Annotated in this window: 13 protein-coding genes; 6 read left to right on the top strand and 7 right to left on the bottom strand. The window is 69.1% G+C overall.

From position 1 onward, the window contains the following. Positions 1–118: 118 nt before the first annotated feature. The 5 genes from WS51_RS14400 to WS51_RS14420 all read right to left on the bottom strand — a co-directional run bounded on the left by WS51_RS14400 (position 119) and on the right by WS51_RS14420 (position 5,750). Positions 119–1,279, bottom strand: coding sequence for an MFS transporter (locus WS51_RS14400; RefSeq protein ID WP_059543571.1), 1,161 nt, complete (start codon positions 1,277–1,279; stop codon positions 119–121). Between the two features lie 115 nt (positions 1,280–1,394). Next, positions 1,395–2,564: an MFS transporter gene (locus WS51_RS14405; protein WP_069229358.1), complete on the bottom strand. Its 1,170-nt coding sequence runs from the start codon at positions 2,562–2,564 to the stop codon at positions 1,395–1,397. A gap of 275 nt (positions 2,565–2,839) precedes the next feature. Next, entirely contained in the window at positions 2,840–3,616 is a 777-nt protein-coding gene (bluB, locus tag WS51_RS14410; protein ID WP_059790098.1) for a 5,6-dimethylbenzimidazole synthase, read from the bottom strand. Between the two features lie 118 nt (positions 3,617–3,734). Beyond that, positions 3,735–4,733, bottom strand: coding sequence for a 2-hydroxyacid dehydrogenase (locus WS51_RS14415; protein WP_069229359.1), 999 nt, complete (start codon positions 4,731–4,733; stop codon positions 3,735–3,737). A gap of 30 nt (positions 4,734–4,763) precedes the next feature. After that, positions 4,764–5,750: a LysR family transcriptional regulator gene (locus tag WS51_RS14420; protein WP_059800259.1), complete on the bottom strand. Its 987-nt coding sequence runs from the start codon at positions 5,748–5,750 to the stop codon at positions 4,764–4,766. Positions 5,751–6,505: 755 nt separating this feature from the next. Between WS51_RS14420 and WS51_RS14425 the strand changes: the two genes are divergently transcribed. After that, the gene (locus tag WS51_RS14425) at positions 6,506–7,717 is read left to right on the top strand and encodes a pyridoxal-phosphate-dependent aminotransferase family protein (protein WP_059450894.1); all 1,212 of its coding nucleotides are present in this window, start codon (positions 6,506–6,508) and stop codon (positions 7,715–7,717) included. 63 nt (positions 7,718–7,780) lie between these two features. Here WS51_RS14425 and WS51_RS14430 read toward each other — a convergent pair whose 3' ends face one another. After that, a complete protein-coding gene (locus tag WS51_RS14430) occupies positions 7,781–8,716 on the bottom strand; it encodes a helix-turn-helix domain-containing protein (RefSeq protein WP_069229360.1) in 936 nt (311 codons plus the stop codon). A gap of 133 nt (positions 8,717–8,849) precedes the next feature. Here WS51_RS14430 and WS51_RS14435 point away from each other — a divergent pair, with 133 nt between their 5' ends. Continuing rightward, entirely contained in the window at positions 8,850–9,740 is an 891-nt protein-coding gene (locus WS51_RS14435; RefSeq protein WP_059507020.1) for a DMT family transporter, read from the top strand. A 115-nt stretch (positions 9,741–9,855) separates the two neighbouring features. Here WS51_RS14435 and WS51_RS14440 read toward each other — a convergent pair whose 3' ends face one another. Then, positions 9,856–11,070: an MFS transporter gene (locus WS51_RS14440; RefSeq protein WP_059543573.1), complete on the bottom strand. Its 1,215-nt coding sequence runs from the start codon at positions 11,068–11,070 to the stop codon at positions 9,856–9,858. Positions 11,071–11,420: 350 nt separating this feature from the next. On the opposite strand from WS51_RS14440, the gene xdhA reads away from it, so the two are divergent. The 4 genes from xdhA (at position 11,421) to WS51_RS14460 (ending at position 16,563) form a co-directional block, all read left to right on the top strand. Beyond that, positions 11,421–13,007: a xanthine dehydrogenase small subunit gene (gene xdhA, locus WS51_RS14445; protein ID WP_059772360.1), complete on the top strand. Its 1,587-nt coding sequence runs from the start codon at positions 11,421–11,423 to the stop codon at positions 13,005–13,007. 17 nt (positions 13,008–13,024) lie between these two features. Further along, positions 13,025–15,385, top strand: coding sequence for a xanthine dehydrogenase molybdopterin binding subunit (xdhB, locus tag WS51_RS14450; protein ID WP_069229361.1), 2,361 nt, complete (start codon positions 13,025–13,027; stop codon positions 15,383–15,385). Between the two features lies 1 nt (position 15,386). Beyond that, a complete protein-coding gene (gene xdhC / locus WS51_RS14455) occupies positions 15,387–16,064 on the top strand; it encodes a xanthine dehydrogenase accessory protein XdhC (RefSeq protein ID WP_059450915.1) in 678 nt (225 codons plus the stop codon). 97 nt (positions 16,065–16,161) lie between these two features. Further along, the gene (locus WS51_RS14460; protein ID WP_069229362.1) at positions 16,162–16,563 is read left to right on the top strand and encodes a nuclear transport factor 2 family protein; all 402 of its coding nucleotides are present in this window, start codon (positions 16,162–16,164) and stop codon (positions 16,561–16,563) included. Positions 16,564–16,596: the final 33 nt, after the last annotated feature.

The following is a 16,596-nucleotide window of genomic DNA, read 5'->3' on the forward strand; positions in this document are numbered from 1 at the left end:
AGAAGGCGGCCCGCATCGCGCGGGCCGTTTTCGTTGTGGCGAAGGATGGCGATGCGCCTGTGCCGGTGTGCGGCGCTGCGCACGAGCGTCGGCGCTTGCGCCAGCGACAGTGCCAGCGTCAGACCGCGCGCTGCAACGCGGCGCGCCGCTCCCACAGCGCGGCCGCGACGAACGCGGCGACGCACACGACCAGCACGCCGATTAGCGCGTGGCTGCCCAGTTGCTCCATCAATGCGCCCGCAACCAGTGGGCCGCCGAAGCTCGCGGCGCTCCACGATGCCGACACGAGCGAGCTCGCGGTGACGAGCGCCGCGCCGCGGAAGCGTTCGCCGCACGCGACGAGCGACAGCGTGTAGATGCTGCCGGCCGCCGCGCCCAGCACGAACAGCAACGGCCAGCACAGCCACGGGTTCGCGATCACGAGCGGCAACAGTGGCAGGCCCGCGAGCACGATCCAGCCGGCGCCGAGGTGCACGCGTTCGCGGCCGAGCTTGTCGGCGAGCCAGCCGATCGGGAACTGCATCGCGGTGTCGCCGAACAGCATGATCGACGCGAGCAGCACGGCGGTCGCGCTCGCGACGCCGTGATCCATCGCATAGAGCGGCAGCAACGACAGCGCGAGCGTATCGAACAGCGCGAAGAAGCCTGTGCCGATGATCAGCGCGGGCATGCGCGGCAGCACGGCAAGCCAGCTGTCGTGCGCCGCGTGATGCGCGTCGTCGCCGGCGAGCGGCGCGCGCCGGATCGTCGCGAGCGTCGGCAGCGCGAGCAGGAACAGCGCGCCGCACAGCGCGAAGCGGATGCTCGTCGCGCCGGCGATCTGGCTGACCAGCACGGGCCCCGCCATCTGGAACAGCGTGAAATTGGTCGCGTAGATCGCGACCACGCGGCCGCGCGTCGAATCGTCGGCGAGCTGGTTGACCCACGCCTCGCCGATCGTGAACAGCAGCATCAGCGCCGCACCGCACAGCACGCGCAGCACGCCCCAGACGATCAGGTTCGACGTGAACTGCATGAGTGCCGTGGCCGCCGCGAGCAGCACGACCGACACGACGATCGCGCGGCGTGCGCCGATGCGCCGCGCGAGCGCGGTGACGAACGGGACGATCGCGAGGCCGCCCAGCGCCTGCGCGGCCGTCAGCATGCCGACGACGTTGGTGCCGTGCCCGGCTTCGGTCAGCGCGAGCGCGGTAAGCGGCATCGTGGCGCCGGTGCCGAGACCGACGACCGCCACGCTGAGGATCAGTGCGAGGAAATCGCGATTGAGAATGGCTTTCATCGGCCGCGATGCTACACCGCGAACCCTGAAAGGTCCATGAAGGCCATCAGGTTCGCATGGCGTTGCGTGCGCAACGAATGCGGCGGGCCGCGGCGGGCCGCCGCACCGGCGCGCGTCATACGTATCCGGCCGGCCCGCTCACCGGACGGCGTTCGAGCGACGCCGACCACAGCGTGAGCGCGAGCGCGGCGAGCGCCATCGCCGCGCCGACCCACGGCAGGTTCACGAGCGACACGCCGGAGCCGATCGCCATGCCGCCGAGCCATGCGCCCGTCGCGTTGCCGAGGTTGAACGCGCCCTGGTTCAGCGTCGACGCGAGGTTCGGTGCGTCGCTCGCGCGATCGACGATCAGGATCTGCAGCGGCGGCACGATCGCGAACGCGAGGATGCCCCACACGAAGATCGTCGCGAGCGCGGCGAACGGCACGTGCATCGTGCCCGCGAACAGCGCGAGGACGATGCCGATCAGCGCGAGCGTCGCGATCAGCGACGGCATGCGGCGCCAGTCGGCGAGCTTGCCGCCGAGCGTGCCGCCGACCGTCAGGCCGAGACCGAACAGCAGCAGCACGTAGGTGACCTGGCGCGGCGAGAAGCCCGTCACGTCCTCGAGGATCGGCGTGATGTACGTGAACACGCTGAACAGGCTCGCGGACGCAAGCACGCTGATGCCGAGCACCATCAACACCTGCGGGTGCTTGAGCACGCCGAATTCGCGCGTGATGCTGGCCTCGGGCATCGCGAGGTTCTTCGGCAGGCACACCGCGAGCGCGGCGGCCGCGGCAACGCCGATGCCGGTGACGGCCCAGAACGTCGCGCGCCAGCCATATGCCTGGCCGAGCGCGGTGCCGAGCGGCACGCCGAGCACGTTCGCGAGCGTGAGGCCGGTAAACATCAGCGCAATCGCCTGCGCACGCCGGTTCGGCGCGACGAGGTTGCTCGCGACCACCGAGCCGATGCCGAAGAACGCGCCATGACAGAACGCGGTGACCACGCGCGCGGCCATCAGCACCGCGTAGCCGGGCGCGATCGCGCAGAACAGGTTGCCCGCGATGAACAGCCCGATCAGGCCCATCAGCGCGCGCTTGCGCGGCATCTTCGCGGTGACGACCGCGAGGATCGGCGCGCCGATCGTCACGCCGAGCGCGTAGCCCGACACGAGCATGCCGGCCGCCGGAATCGACACGCCGAGGTCGCGGGCGACGTTGGGCAGCAGCCCCATGATCACGAACTCGGTGGTACCGATTCCAAATGCGGCGACGGCAAGGGCGAAAAGAGGTAATGGCATCGCGGTGGGCTGCGGAAAAGGTCGCGGCCCGGGAGCCGGCGCGGGATGCGCGGGACGGGCAGGGCGGGAGAGGTCAGCCACGATTCTACTTCAGTGAAAACCCCTATGCTTGGGGCCAAAACAGGTGTTGCCGGCGTGCGACGCGGTCACGGCCGCGTGCACCACAGTGTGGGATTGCGTGCGGGTTCGGCCGCAAATTCGGGGCGCAACGAAGCCGGGGGCGCGGCCATTGCGCGCGTCTTGCCTTCGGGGAGCCCGGCCGACCGGCGATTCGGTCAGCGCTGCGGCGGGGCGCCGCCTGCCGTCGAGCCGGAGTGGTCATCCGGTTCGGCGACGGCGGGCGATGGCGATGACGGCGATGACGATTCGGCCGTCATGCCGGCGTGTGCCATCGTGCAATCGGCGGCCTGCGTCGCCGGCGCGTCCCAGCCGTTTTCGAACAGGCAGGCCTCGATCGGCATCCGCGCGGCCCAGCGCTCCTGCTCGAGCATCGGCTTCGCATAGAACGCATCGACGTGCCCGACGCACAGCACGGCGATCGGCTTCGCGCCGGCCGGCATGCCGAGCAGCGTGCGCAGCGCGTCGACGTCGAACAGCGACACCCAGCCCATCCCGAGCCCTTCCGCGCGCGCGGCAAGCCACATGTTCTGGATCGCGCACGCGGCGGACGCGAGGTCCATCTCCGGCAGCGTGCGGCGGCCGAATACATGGCGCTCGCGATCGTCGGTCAGCGCGACGACGAGCAACTCGCCACATTCGCGCACGCCTTCGACCTTCAGCCGCATGAATTCGTCCTGCCGCTCGCCGAGTGCGTCGGCGGTGGCGCGACGCTCGGTCTCGACCAGCGCATGGATCGCGGTGCGCAGCGCGGGGTCGGTGATGCGGATGAAGCGCCATGGCTGCATGAAGCCGACGCTCGGCGCGTGGTGCGCGGCGCGCAGCAGCCGCGCGAGCGTGGCCGGATCGACGGGCGCCGGCGTGAAGTGGCGCATGTCGCGCCGTTCGAAGATGGCGCGGTAGACCGCGGCGATGGCGGAGTCGTCGAAACGCATGAGCGGCGCAAGCAAGGAGGAGTCGGCGCAACGATAGCAGACGCCGGGCATGCGGCGTTACATCAGTCGAAACAAAATGATGAACCGTTGACGGATTGCGTGCGCCGGGCGCCCGCGCTCAGCGCCCCGTCGTGACGACGTTGGTCGGCGTGCCGGCGTGCCATGCCTCGATGTTTCGCAACGTCGTGTGCGCGATCTCGGCGAGCGCCTCGCGCGTGAAGAACGCCTGGTGCGACGTGACGATGACGTTCGGGAACGTCAGCAGGCGCGCGAGTACGTCGTCCTGCAGCGGCAGGTCGGAGTGATCCTCGAAGAACAGGCCGCTTTCCTCCTCGTACACGTCGAGCCCGAGATGGCCGAGCTGGCCGCTCTTGAGCGCGTCGACCAGCGCCTGCGCGTCGACGAGGCCGCCGCGGCCGGTATTGATCAGCATCGCGCCGTGCTTCATCCGCGCGAGCGTCTGCGCGTTGATCAGATGGTGCGTCGACGGCAGCAGCGGGCAGTGCAGGCTGACGATGTCCGCGTGGTGCAGCAGCTCGTCGAGTTCGACGTAGCGCGCGCCGAACGCGATCAATTCGTCGTCGTACGGTGGCATCGAGTGCGCGAGCACGTGCATGCCGAAGCCCATCATGATCTTCGCGAACACGCTGCCGATCAGGCCGGTGCCGATCACGCCGACGGTCTTGCCGTGCAGGTCGAAGCCGAGCAGGCCGTTCAGCGAGAAGTCGCCTTCGCGCGTGCGTGCGACCGCGCGCGGCAGCCGGCGGTTGAGCGCGAGGATCAGCGCGACCGCATGTTCGGCAACCGCATGCGGTGAATACGCGGGCACGCGCACGACGGCGATGCCGAGCCGCTCGGCGGCTGCCAGGTCGACATGGTTGAAACCCGCCGAGCGCAGCGCGATCAGTCGCGTGCCGCCGTCGGCGAGCCGTTCGAGCACGGCCGCGTCGACGGTGTCGTTGACGAACGGACAGACGAACTCGTAGCCGTGCGCGAGGATCGCGGTTTCCGCGTCGAGGTGCGACGGCTGGAAGTGCAGCCGATAGCCGAATTGCCGGTTGGCGGCGGTAAACGATTCGTTGTCGTACTGCCGGCTGCTGAACAGGATCACGCGCACGCTGCACCTCCGATGGCTGACGCGTGCAGTTTACTGCAGGCCCGTTTGCCGGCCGGTGACGATGTCGGCGCGATCGGGCGTGCGCAGGAAACCGTAGCCGGCGCGCTCGCGGGCCGTCTGCGCGCCGAAATGCTCGAGCACGTGCTCGACGAAGCTGCGCGTGCGGGCCGGCACGTACTGGCGGTTCGGGTAGACGACGGAGAGCTGCGCGTCCGGGTCGTCGATCCGGAAGGTGGGCAACAGCCGAACGAGCGCGCCGGTGGCCAGCGCATCGGCGATGCTCGGCTCGGGCAGCACCGCGATGCCTGAGCCGGCGACGGCTGCCGCCTGCACGAGCGCCAACTGGTTGACCGTGCAGGTCGGGCGCACCGTGATCGAATGCGTGGCGCCGTCGTGGCCGACCAGCCGCCACGTGGGCGCATGCTGGTGCGGCGCGAGCGTGACCCAGTCGTGGCCCGGCAGGTCCTCGGGGGCGCGCGGCTCGCCGCGCCGTTCGAGATACGCGGGCGCCGCGCACGCGACGAACGGGTTCGGCGCGAGTGCGTGGCCGATCAGCGTCGGGTTGCCGTCGAGCCGGTCGCCCGTCGCGATGCCGACGTCGTAGCCGGAATCGAGCACGTCGAGCGGCCCTTCGGCGACGGTGAGCTGCACGCGCAGTTCGGGGTAGCGGTGCCGGAAGCTGTTGACGAGCGGCGTGAGCGCGAGCGGCGACAGCAGCCCCGACGCGACGACCCGCAGCGTGCCGGCCGGCTCGCGCACGGCGTGCGTGACGGACGCCTCGAGATGGTCGAATTCCTCGAGCAGCGCCCGGCAGCCGTCGAGGTAGCGCAGGCCGGCCTCGGTCAGCGACAGGTTGCGCGTGGTGCGGTGAATCAACCGCGTGTTCAGGTGAGACTCGAGCATCGCGATCGAGCGCGTGACGAGCGCGTTGGAGACGCCTAGATGGTGCGCGGCGCGCCGGAAGCTCTGCTGTTCGGCGACGCAGACGAACACACGCATGGTCTGAATCTGGTTCATGGCTCGCGAATTTCTGGCCCGGTTGATTGATTTTGGTTGTGATTTTTCGTTGTACGACCTGGAAAGCCGTCGCGTGACACCAGGTTCTGGCCCGTATCGAAAAATCCGTTTTCGATTCTGCAGACGATTGTTCAATACGGAACCGATATCCGTCAACCTGAGAAAACGGGCGGGTTGCGTGAAATCGAAATCGCGGGTATCGATTTAGCGGATCGATGCTGTGTGCGGGTGCCGGGAATAGCGGGAAGTGTATTAGACGAAACTCCGCGTGATTCGAATATTTCCCATATGAATCAATGCATTGTTCGCGGTCATGGGTGGCCGGGCGAGCTAATGGGGGAAATCGGTCACCAATAGATGCTGCGATAGTGGATGTTTTTGCACAGGTCCGGTTTTCGTCGACCGATTCCACTCTACGCGATTTTTATCGTGATGAACCGGTATTCCGGTCGATACATGTATCGCGCAGAACGAGCGCATCGGGAGTGCCTCGCATTACCGTCCGAGAAAATCGCGGACATCGAACTGCCGATGGAACCGTTTCGCATGCGCATCGCAATGGCGCGGCATTGCGAAACCCGCTCGTGCGGCGCACGCGCGGCCGGCTGGCCCGGTCCGTCAACCGGGCCAGCGTCTCGCTGTCCGGCCGCGCGTGCCTCTTGCGCGCGGGCGCGGAACGCGGAATGATCGATCAGTTCGCCGTGCCGTGCGGCGAACGACGTCCAAGCGTTTTCTTCCTTCCTCCTTTACCAGCCATGTCCATCGATTACTCGCCGATTCCCTGTCCCGTCGTCGTGCCGCTCGACGCGATCCTGCCCGAAGAACCGCTGCTGATGATGGGGGCCGGCCCGGTCCCGATCCCGGCCGCCGTCGCGAAGGCGAACACGATCGTGATCAACCACCTCGGCGCGACGATGGCGAAGATCATCGAGCAGGTGAAGGAGATGGCGCGCTACGTGTTCCAGACCCGCACGAAATGGGTGCTCGGCGTGGCCGGCCCCGGCTCCGCCGCGATGGAAATGGCGATTTCGAACCTCGCGTGGCGCGGCACGCGCGTGCTGTCGATCCGCAACGGCTTCTTCAGCGCGCGGATGGCCGAGATGGCCACGCGCGTCGGCGCCGACGTCGCCACGCTCGAGGTGGCCGACCGCTCGGTCGCGAGCCTCGACGAGATCGCCGACGCGATCGCGCGCGAGCGGCCCGAGATCGTCACGATCGTGCAGGGCGAGACATCGAACACCGTGTGGAACCGCGATCTGCGCGACATCGCGGCGCTCGCGAAGGCGGCCGGCGCGCTGGTCGTGGTCGACGCGGTGTGCACGCTGTCGACGATGCCGCTCGAGATGGACGCATGGGGCATCGACGCGGTGATCACCGGCGGCCAGAAAGGGCTGTCGTCGATTCCGGGCGTGTCGCTGATCGCATTCTCCGACGCCGCGTGGGAGCGGATGAAGCAGCGTCCGGAACCGAATGCGCACTGGTGCCTGGACATGGCGCTCGCGGAGAACTTCTGGCACAACGCGGGGTATCACTACACGGCGCCGGTGTCGGGCGTGCTCGCGCTGCACGAGGCGCTGCGGCTCGTGTGCGCGGAGACGCTCGAAAGCCGCTTCGCGCGCCACCTGCGGTGCTCGCTCGCGCTGCAGGCCGGCGTCGAGGCGATGGGGCTCTCGCTCTATGCGCCGAAGGACTGCCGGCTCAATTCGGTGGTCGGGATCGAGACGCCCGAAGGGCTCACGCCGGGCATGGTGTGCGGTCACATCTCGAAGCAGTACCAGGTCGAGATCTCGGGCTCGTTCGGCTTGCCGATCGTGCGGATCGGGCAGATGGGCGAACAGTGCCGCGAACACAACCTGTTCCGCACGCTGCACGCGTTCGGCCGCACGATGGTCGACCTGAAGGTGCCGGTCGATTTGCCGGCCGGCGTGGCCGCGCTCGAGCAGGAACTGTCGCGGCGCGGGACGTAAGCGCGGAGAGGCGAGGCGGGTGCGCTCCACGAAACCGCCTCGTGGGCAGCCGGGCCGCGGCGCCTAGCCGCCCTGCATCGCGCGCCGGTACGCGTTCGGCGTCGTGCCGTGCGCGTCGCGAAAGCGGTGGCTGAAGTGGCCGGCGTTCGCGTAGCCGCATTCGGCCGCGACCTGCGCGAGCGGTAGCGCCGTCGTGCGCAGCAGCAGTCGCGCCCGCGCGAGCCGCTGCTCGGCCACCCACGCGTGCGGCGCACGGCCGAACGACAGCCTGAACATCCGCGAAAAATGGTATTCCGATAGCGCGGCCACGTTCGCCAGTTCGCCGAGCGTCAGCGGCTGCGACAGGTAGCTGTCGATATAGTCGCGCACGCGGCGGCGCACGGCCGGCCCCAGCCCGCCGCGGAACGGCACGTCGGTGCGTGTCGTGCTCTGGCCGCGTAGCAGCAGGCTCAGCACGTCGTGCGCGGCTTCGTTCACGCGCAGCCGTCCGTCCGCATCGTCCCAGCGCTCGAGCGCGAGCGCACGGAACTGCGCCGCGACGCGCGCATCCTCGAAATAGGTGCGATCGGCGAGCGTGAGTTCGCGCGGCTCGCGATCGAGTTCGCGGATCGCGCGCTGCGTGAAGTGCTCGGGCAGGAAGTACAGGTGGATGAAGTGCATCTCGCCGCGCACCCACCAGCGCGATTCATGGTCGCCCGGCAGCGCGCACAGCAGGCTCGGCGCGCCGTAGCGCGGCACGCGCTCGCGCTCCGTCCGGTAGCCGCCGTCCAGATAGCACGACAGCGTGTGGTGGCCGGGCCGTTCGTAGATCGTCTCGCTTTCGTCGGTGATGCGCGTCCATTCGGCGATCGCGAGATGGTCGCCGAGCCACGCGAAGCGCTCGAGCGTCGCGTTCGCCTCGGCGAGCGTGCGGCACACCGACTGCAGGCCGAACGGCATCGCGCCGCCGGCAAGGGCGGCCGCGTGGTCGACGGGCGGAGCGTACAGGGGCGAACTCATGATGCAGCGAGTATAAGCGCGCGCGAAGCGCGCCGTGCGGCCGCCGGAAAAAGACCGCAATTCCGGACAATCGCCGCGCGCACGGCGGCGGCACAGTCGAAGTCCGTTTCACTCGTTCCGCTTCGTTGCCGCCATGAACCTGTCGCTCTATTTCGTCACCGTGCTGATCTGGGGCACCACCTGGATCGCGATCAAATGGCAGCTCGGCGCCGTGCCGCCGCCCGTGTCGATCGCGTGGCGCTTCTGGCTCGCCGCCGCCGTGCTGTTCGCGCTGCTGCGCGTGATGCGCCGGCCGGTGCGCCCGCCGCGCGAGGCGTGGCGCTACCTGGTCGCGCAGGGCTTCGCGCTGTTCTGCCTGAATTTCCTGTGCTTCTACTATTCGGAGCAGGTCGTGCCGAGCGGCCTCGTCGCCGTGATCTTCTCGACCGCGCCGCTGCTGAACTCGATCAACGGCCGGCTGTTCATGGGCCGCCCGCTGCGGCCGTCCGCGGTCGCCGGCGCGCTGCTCGGGCTGACCGGCATCGCATGCCTGTTCTGGCAGCAGATGGCCGGCCACCTCGACGACCACGCCACGTGGACGGGCCTCGCGATCGCGTTCGCGGGCACGATGTGCTTCTCGGCCGGCAACCTGTTGTCGAGCCGGATGCAGTCGATGGGCCTGCACCCGCTCGCGACCAACGGCTGGGCGATGCTGATCGGTGCGGCGATCCTGACGGTCGGCAGTGCGGTGGCCGGGCTGCCGTTCATGATCGATCCGAGCCCGCGCTATCTCGGCGCGCTCGTCTATCTGGCCGTGCCGGGCTCGGTGATCGGGTTCACGGCCTACCTGACGCTCGTCGGCCGGATCGGGCCCGAGCGCGCCGCGTACTGCACGGTGCTGTTCCCGATCGTCGCGCTCGCCGTGTCGACGGTCTTCGAGGGCTACCAGTGGTCGCCGCTCGCGGTGTTCGGGTTGCTGCTCGTGCTCGGGGGCAATCTCGTCGCGTTCGACCTGACGCGCCGGTTGTTCCTGCGCACGGCCTGACCGGAGCGGCCGTCGCGTTGGCCGCCGCAAACGAAAAGAAAAACGCCCGCGCGATGCGGGCGTTTTGCGTTGAATGCCAGTGCAGCGGCCGCCCGGCGGCCGGCGCGCGGCTCGGTCAAGCCGCCGCGCCGCTCCCCGCGACCCGCGCCTGCCGCTGGTACAGCACCATCGACAGCGCGACACCCGCCGCGGCGGCCACCGCCGCGAACAGGAACACCTGCGGATAGCCGAACGCGCCTGCCACATAGCCCGCGAGCGGGCCGGTGATGCCGAGCGACAGGTCCAGGAACACCGAATACGCGGACAGCGCCGCGCCGCGGCTCGCCGGCGGCACGAGCGCGACGGCTTCGACGCCGAGCGCCGGGAAGATCAGCGCGAAGCCGAAGCCGGTCAGCGCGGCGCCGACGAGCGCGACGTGCGGTACGGGCGCGAGCCACAGCAGCACGAGGCCCGCGCATTCGAACGCGAACGACACGATCGCGACACGGAAGCCGCCATGCGTCTTGATCGTGTTCGCGAACAGCAGGCGCGCGCCGATGAACAGCGTGCCGAACACGGTCAGCGATAGCGCGGCGTTCGGCCAGTGGCGTGCCGCGTAGTACAGCGTGACGAACGTGGCGATCGAGCCGAAGCCCGCGGAGCCGAGCGCGAGCCCGAGGCCGTGCGGCAGCACGCGCGTGAACACGCTCGCATACGACATCCGTTCGCCGTGCACGAGCGGCACGGAATCGATCAGGCGTGCGAGATAGAAACCGGTCGCGGCCAGCGCGATCACGATCACGCCGATCAGCGCCGGATTGAGCGTATGCGCGATCGCGACGCCGATCGGCGCGCCGAGCGCGAGCGCGCCGTAGGTCGCGATCCCGTTCCACGAGATCACCTTCGCGTTGTGCGCGACGCCGACCCGCCCGATGCCCCACAGGATCGCGCCGGTGCCGCACAGGCTCTCGCCGACGCCGAGCACCAGCCGGCTCGCGACCAGCAGCACGAGGCTCGCGACCGGCCAGTGGGCCAGCAGCAGCGCGACGAGCAGCAGCACGCCCGACACGCCGCAGCCGATCAGTCCGCGCAGCACCGTCTGCTTCGGCCCGAGCGTATCGGCGAAGCGTCCGGCGAGCGGGCGCGACGCGAGCGTCGCGAAATACTGGACGCTGATCGCTGCGCCCGCGACGATCGCGGAAAAGCCGAGATCGTCGTGGACGAAGCCCGGCAGCACGGCGAGCGGCAGGCCGATGGTCAGGTAGCAGATGAACGTGAAGCAGACGACGGACACGATTTGCAGCGTGACGGCAACGCCGCTGCGCGGCGGTGTGGCGGAATCGGTTGACATGGGGTCGGAACGAATGAGCGAAACGGAACGGAAGGCGGCGAAAAACGGAATCGGGATTTTCCCATGGAACCGGTTTTCCCGCAGGTACCACTTAGTTAATCGCGCCCCGTTTCCGATGCCGACGAATCGCCGACGAAATGGTGCTGGCTGGCCCGAAACCCTGACGGGGCAACGCGCGAGCCGTCCGTCGGGCAGGCCGCGGCGCTCATATCGCGGCAGTTATATGGGCCGCATGCGCGCTGGGCTATGGGTTGCGGAATTTGATGGTGATAGCGTGCAAACTGTCAGAGAAACGTCGGTCGAGCGCCCCGCGCAGGCCGCCTTGCCCCCACTTGAAGAACGATAGAGACATGAGTGAGCCGATCCGCTTCTACCATCGTCACGCGGTCCGCGAAGTCAGCGGCGCGGACGTCACCCGCACCGTGCTGCAGTATCTGCGCGAGGATGCGCACTGCACCGGCACCAAGGAAGGTTGCGCGGAAGGCGACTGTGGCGCGTGCACGGTCGTCGTCGGCGAGCTGACCGACGCGGGCACCGTCGCGTTCAAGGCCGTCAACGCGTGCATCCAGTTCCTGCCGACGCTCGACGGCAAGGCGCTGCTGACGGTGGAAGACCTGCGCCAGCCCGACGGTTCGCTGCACCCGGTGCAGCAGGCGATGGTCGATTGCCATGGCTCGCAGTGCGGGTTCTGCACGCCCGGTTTCGTGATGTCGATGTGGGCGCTGTACGAGAAGCATGGCCACGAAGGCTGCGGCAGCGCGTGCGCGAAGGCGAAGGATGTGCCGACGCGCACCGAGATCGCCGATGCGCTGACGGGCAACCTGTGCCGCTGCACCGGCTACCGGCCGATCGTCGATGCGGCCGTGCGGATGTTCGATGTGGCCGGCGAAGGCGCGACCGGCGACGGTGCGCCCGCGCATTGCGCGCCGGTCGACCCGGCCGCGCTGGCCCGCACGCTCGCCTCGCTCGCGCGCGACGGCACGTTCGACTACACGACGCCCGACGGCGCGCGCTTTGCCGCGCCGCGCACGCTCGACGCGCTGGCCGCGCTGAAGGTCGAGCGTCCCGCCGCGCGGATCCTCGCCGGCAGCACGGACATCGGCTTGTGGGTCACCAAGCAGATGCGCCGGCTGGACGACCTGATCTACGTCGGCCAGATCGCCGAACTGCAGCGCGTCGCGCACGGCGACGACTGGATCGAGATCGGCGCGGGCGTGACGGTCGAGAACGCGTATGCGGCGCTCGCCGGCACGTATCCGGAACTGACCGAAATGTGGAAGCGCTTCGCGTCGCTGCCGATCCGCAACGCGGGGACGCTCGGCGGCAACGTCGCGAACGGCTCGCCGATCGGCGACTCGATGCCGGGCCTGATCGCGCTGGGCGCACGCGTCGTGCTGCGCGGCGGCGACACGGTGCGCGAGCTGCCGCTCGAGGCGCTCTACACCGGTTACCAGCAAAAGGACATGGCGCCGCACGAATTCGTCGTCGGCCTGAAGGTGCCGACCCGCACCGGCGCGCGCGCGAAGCTGCAGTTCCGCACGTACAAGCTGTCGAAGCGGTTCGACTCCGACATTTCGGCGGTGTGCGCGGCGTTCGCGTTCATCGCGGACGGCGAGTTGATCCGCGAGCCGCGCATCGCATTCGGCGGGATGGCCGCGACGCCGAAGCGCGCGACGCATGCCGAAAGCGTGCTCGACGGCGCGCAGTGGCACGAAGCCACCGCGCAGGCCGCGATGCAGGCGCTCGAGCGCGACTACCAGCCGCTCACCGACATGCGTGCGACGAGCGCGTATCGCCTCGATACCGCGAAGAACCTGATGTACCGATTCTGGCTGGAGACGCGCCCGCACGACCCGCTGCCGCCGCAAGCGCTGAACGTGCGTGAAGTGGCCGCCGAAGCCGGCGCCGATGTTGCCGATGCGCCGGCGCGCGTCTGAAGACGGAGAACACGAACATGAACCAGCAAGCAGAACCGTTCCTGAACACCCTCGACCCGCAGGCCGACGCCGCGCAGGTGCACGTGTCGCGCGCGCACGAATCTGCGCACCTGCACGTCAGCGGGCGCGCGACCTACACCGACGACATTCCGCTCGTCGCGGGCACGCTGCACGCGGCGCTCGGGTTGTCCGCGAAGCCGCACGCGAAGATCGTGTCGATGAACTTCGACGCGGTGCGCGCGACGCCCGGCGTGGTCGCCGTCTTCACGGCCGACGACATCCCCGGCGTGAACGACTGCGGGCCGATCATCCACGACGACCCGGTGCTCGCGAAGGGCATCGTGCAGTACGTCGGCCAGCCGATGTTCATCGTCGTCGCGACGTCGCACGAAATCGCGCGGCTTGCCGCGCGCCGCGCGCAGGTCGACTACGAGGAGCTGCCCGCGATCCTGACCGCGCAGGACGCGCGCAAGGCCGAGACCTACGTGATCTCGCCGCTGAAGCTCGCGCGCGGCGACGCGGCCGCGCGGCTGGCTGCCGCGCCGCATCGCGAGTCGGGCGAGATGACGCTCGGCGGCCAGGAGCAGTTCTACCTGGAAGGGCAGATCGCATACGCGGTGCCGAAGGACGACGACGGGATGCACGTGTATTGCTCGACGCAGCACCCGAGCGAGATGCAGCATCTGGTCGCGCACGTGCTCGGCGTCGCGTCGCACAACGTGCTGGTCGAATGCCGGCGGATGGGCGGCGGGTTCGGCGGCAAGGAATCGCAGTCGGGCCTGTTCGCGTGCTGCGCGGCGCTCGCCGCATGGAAGCTGCTGTGCCCGGTGAAGCTGCGTCCGGACCGCGACGACGACATGATGATCACCGGCAAGCGGCACGACTTCCATTACCGCTTCGACGTCGGCTACGACGACGACGGCCGCCTCGACGGCGTCGCACTCGACATGACGTCGCGCTGCGGCTTCTCGGCGGATCTGTCGGGCCCGGTGATGACGCGCGCGGTGTGCCACTTCGACAACGCTTACTGGCTCGGCGACGTGGACATCGCCGGCTACTGCGGCAAGACCAACACGCAGTCGAACACCGCGTTCCGCGGTTTCGGCGGCCCGCAGGGCGCATTCGCGATCGAGTACATTCTCGACGACATCGCACGCTCGCTCGGCCGCGATCCGCTCGACGTGCGTTACGCGAACCTGTACGGCAAGACCGAACGCAACGTCACGCCTTACGGGCAGACGGTCGAGGACAACGTGCTGCACGAGCTGCTCGGCGAACTCGAGACGACGAGCGACTATCGCGCGCGGCGCGCGGGCGTGCGCGAATTCAATGCACGCAACGCGGTGCTCAAGAAGGGCATCGCGCTCACGCCGGTGAAGTTCGGCATCGCGTTCAACGTTACCCATTTCAACCAGGCCGGCGCGCTGGTGCACATCTACACCGACGGCTCGGTGCTGGTGAACCACGGCGGCACGGAGATGGGGCAGGGGCTCAACACGAAGGTCGCGCAGGTCGTCGCGCACGAGCTCGGCATCCGCTTCGGCCGCATCCGCGTGACGGCGACCGACACGAGCAAGGTCGCAAACACGTCCGCGACGGCCGCGTCGACGGGCTCCGACCTGAACGGCAAGGCCGCGCAGGACGCGGCGCGCCAGTTGCGCGAGCGCCTCGCGGCATTCGCGGCGAAGCAGTTCGGCGACGGCACGGTCGACGCGGCCGACGTGAAATTCGCCAACGACTTCGTGTGGATCGGCGGCGCGAGCGTGCCGTTCGGCGAGGTGATCGCGAAGGCGTATCTCGCGCGCGTGCAGTTGTGGTCCGACGGTTTCTACGCGACGCCGAAACTGTACTGGGACCAGTCGAAGCTGCAGGGGCGTCCGTTCTACTACTACTCGTACGGCGCGGCCGTGTCGGAAGTCGTGATCGACACGCTGACGGGCGAGATGCGCACGTTGCGCGTCGACGCGCTGCACGACGTCGGCGCGTCGCTGAACCCGGCGCTCGACATCGGCCAGGTGGAGGGCGCGTTCATCCAGGGCATGGGCTGGCTCACGACCGAGGAGCTTTGGTGGAACGCGGGCGGCAAGCTGATGACGCATGCGCCGTCCACGTACAAGATTCCGACCGTCAACGACACGCCGCCCGAGTTCAACGTGCGGCTGTTCCAGAACCGCAACGTGGAGGACAGCATCCATCGGTCGAAGGCCGTCGGCGAGCCGCCGTTGCTGCTGCCGTTCTCGGTGTTCTTCGCGGTGCGCGACGCGATTGCGGCGGTCGGCGACTACCGGGTGAATCCGCCGCTCGACGCACCGGCCACCGGCGAGTCGATCCTGCGCGCGGTGAATGCGGTGCGTGCAAGCGCCGCGCGGGCAGGTTGAGATGAAGCAGCTCCCGGGCTCACCGCGCTCGCTGCAACGCGCGTCTGATGCGAGTGCCGCCGGTTGCGACGGCGCGTGCGGCAACGCGCCGTCGCCGATGCAGCCGTTCGCGCCAGGCACCGGCATGCGCCCCCGCGCGCGCGCGGCGCAGCCGCCGATGCACATCGTGCTGTTCGGCGCGGGGCACGTCGGCCATGCGCTCGTCACGCTGCTCGGCGCACTGCCGTGCGTCGTGCAGTGGGTCGATACGCGCGACGAGCTGTTCCCGGACGAATGTCCGCCGAACGTGCAGCCGGAGCCGACCGACACGCCGGAGGCCGTGGTCGACGCGGCGCCGCCCGGCGCGTACTTCCTCGTGATGACGCACAACCACGCGCTCGATTTCTCGCTGGCCGCGCAGATCATGCGGCGGCGTGACTTCGCGTATTTCGGGATGATCGGCTCGCGCACCAAGCGCGTGAAATTCGAGCGCCGGCTCGCGGCGCGCGGCGTCGATCCGGCGCGGCTCACGGAGATGGTGTGCCCGATCGGCATCGCGGGCATAGTCGACAAGGCGCCCGGCGCGATCGCGGTGGCCGTCTGCGCGGAACTGCTGCAGGCCCGCTCGGGGATGCCGGTGGCCGATACGAAGGCGGCCGCGGCGGCGCGCCTGCGCGACGACGCGAGCTGCGCGCGATAACGACGCGAGCCGGCACGCACGACGCACGTCCGGCCGTTTTTGCCTACACTGCACGAATCGCGCGGCATCGGGCCGCGCGTCCTTTCATGCAGGCATCATGTTCGATCCCCAGGTCTACCTCGACGCACTCGATGCAAGCATCGCCGACATCGAGCGCTGGCTGTCCGGCACCGATACTGCACCTGCGGCGCTCGATGCGCTGCTCGCCGCTTTTTCCGCCGATTTCACGATGATCATGACCGACGGCCGCGTGCTCGACCGCGCCGGCATGCGCGCGCTGTTCGCGACGCTCGGCGGCGCGAAGCCGGGGCTGCGGATCGCGCTGTCGGACATCCGCGTGCGCGTGGCCGATGCATCGCATGCGGTGCTCACCTATCTCGAGGCGCAGCATGCGGCGTCGGGCCAACTGCCCGCGCGTCGCGCGACCGCCGTGTTCGCGCGCGACGCGGCAGGCAGCGTGCGCTGGAGCCATCTGCAGGAAACTTTCTGTACGGCGTGAGCGCTGGCCGATGCAGCCCGCCGCGCAGGCAAT

The sequence above is a fragment of the Burkholderia territorii genome (assembly GCF_001718335.1).
In the GTDB taxonomy this organism is placed as follows: Bacteria; Pseudomonadota; Gammaproteobacteria; order Burkholderiales; family Burkholderiaceae; genus Burkholderia; species Burkholderia territorii.